The organism is Diplocloster hominis, from assembly GCF_032380655.1.
GTDB classification, from domain to species: Bacteria; Bacillota; Clostridia; order Lachnospirales; family Lachnospiraceae; genus Diplocloster; species Diplocloster hominis.
This window is the reverse complement of sequence record NZ_JAWDIY010000077.1, coordinates 1-1,282: the sequence shown is the minus strand read 5'-3', so window position 1 is coordinate 1,282 and position 1,282 is coordinate 1. Positions and strand designations below refer to the sequence as shown.

General features: G+C 50.9%; 1 rRNA gene. It reads left to right on the top strand.

Annotation, left to right across the window (positions count from 1 at the left end):
- Nucleotides 1-37 precede the first annotated feature (37 nt).
- Nucleotides 38-1,282: ribosomal RNA gene (locus ABC831_RS26270) — 23S ribosomal RNA — on the top strand; the annotation flags it as partial.

Genomic DNA, 1,282 nt, shown 5'->3' with positions numbered 1-1,282 from the left:
AAAAAGACCCATTCCCATAACGCTATATGAGAATGCAGGTCAAGCGAACAAGAGCGCAGGGTGGATGCCTTGGCACTAAGAGCCGATGAAAGACGTGATAAGCTGCGAAAAGCTTCGGGGAGGAGCAAATATCCTACGATCCGGAGATATCTGAATGGGGAAACCCGGCTGAGCAAACCTCAGTCACCGTATGGTGAATACATAGCCATGCGGAGGGAACCCGGTGAACTGAAACATCTAAGTAGCCGGAGGAAGAGAAAGAAACATCGATTTCCTAAGTAGCGGCGAGCGAACGGGAAAGAGCCTAAACCGGAATGCGTGCATTCCGGGGTTATGGACCGCAATAAGTGACATGAAAGCTAGCAGAACGGTTTTGGGAAAGCCGGCCAGAGAGAGTGAAAGCCTCGTATGCGAAAGCGGAAGTGAGCGAGCGGGATCCAAAGTACCACGAGACACGTGGAACCTTGTGGGAAGTCGGGGGGACCACCCCCCAAGGCTAAATACTACTTAGTGACCGATAGCGCATAGTACTGTGAAGGAAAGGTGAAAAGAACCCCGGGAGGGGAGTGAAAGAGAACCTGAAACCCTGTGTTTACAAACTGTGGAAGCACATTATTGGTGCAACCGCGTACTTTTTGTAGAACGGTCCGGCGAGTTACGTCGGCTGGCGAGGTTAAGGACGAAAAGTCCGGAGCCGAAGGGAAACCGAGTCTTAATAGGGCCAGAGTCAGTCAACGTAGACCCGAAACCGGGTGATCTACCCATGTCCAGGTTGAAGTTGCCGTAAAAGGCAATGGAGGACCGAACGCACATCTGTTGAAAAAGGTGGCGATGAGGTGTGGGTAGGGGAGAAATTCCAATCGAACCCGGAGATAGCTGGTTCTCCTCGAAATAGCTTTAGGGCTAGCCTCGGCAGAGTCTTTTGGAGGTAGAGCACTGAATTTCCTAGGGGGCGTCACAGCTTACCGAAGAATATCAAACTCCGAATGCCAGTAAGATGATTGCCGGGAGTCAGACTGCACGAGATAAGTTGGGTAGTCAAAAGGGAAAGAGCCCAGACCTACAGCTAAGGTCCCAAAGTATGTGTTAAGTGGAAAAGGATGTGGGATTTCTAAGACAACTAGGATGTTGGCTCAGAAGCAGCCATACATTCAAAGAGTGCGTAATAGCTCACTAGTCGAGAGGTCCTGCGCCGAAAATGTCCGGGGCTGAAACACAACACCGAAGCTTAGGGATGCAGTAATGCATCGGTAGAGGAGCATTCTTAAAGGGGCGAAGCGGT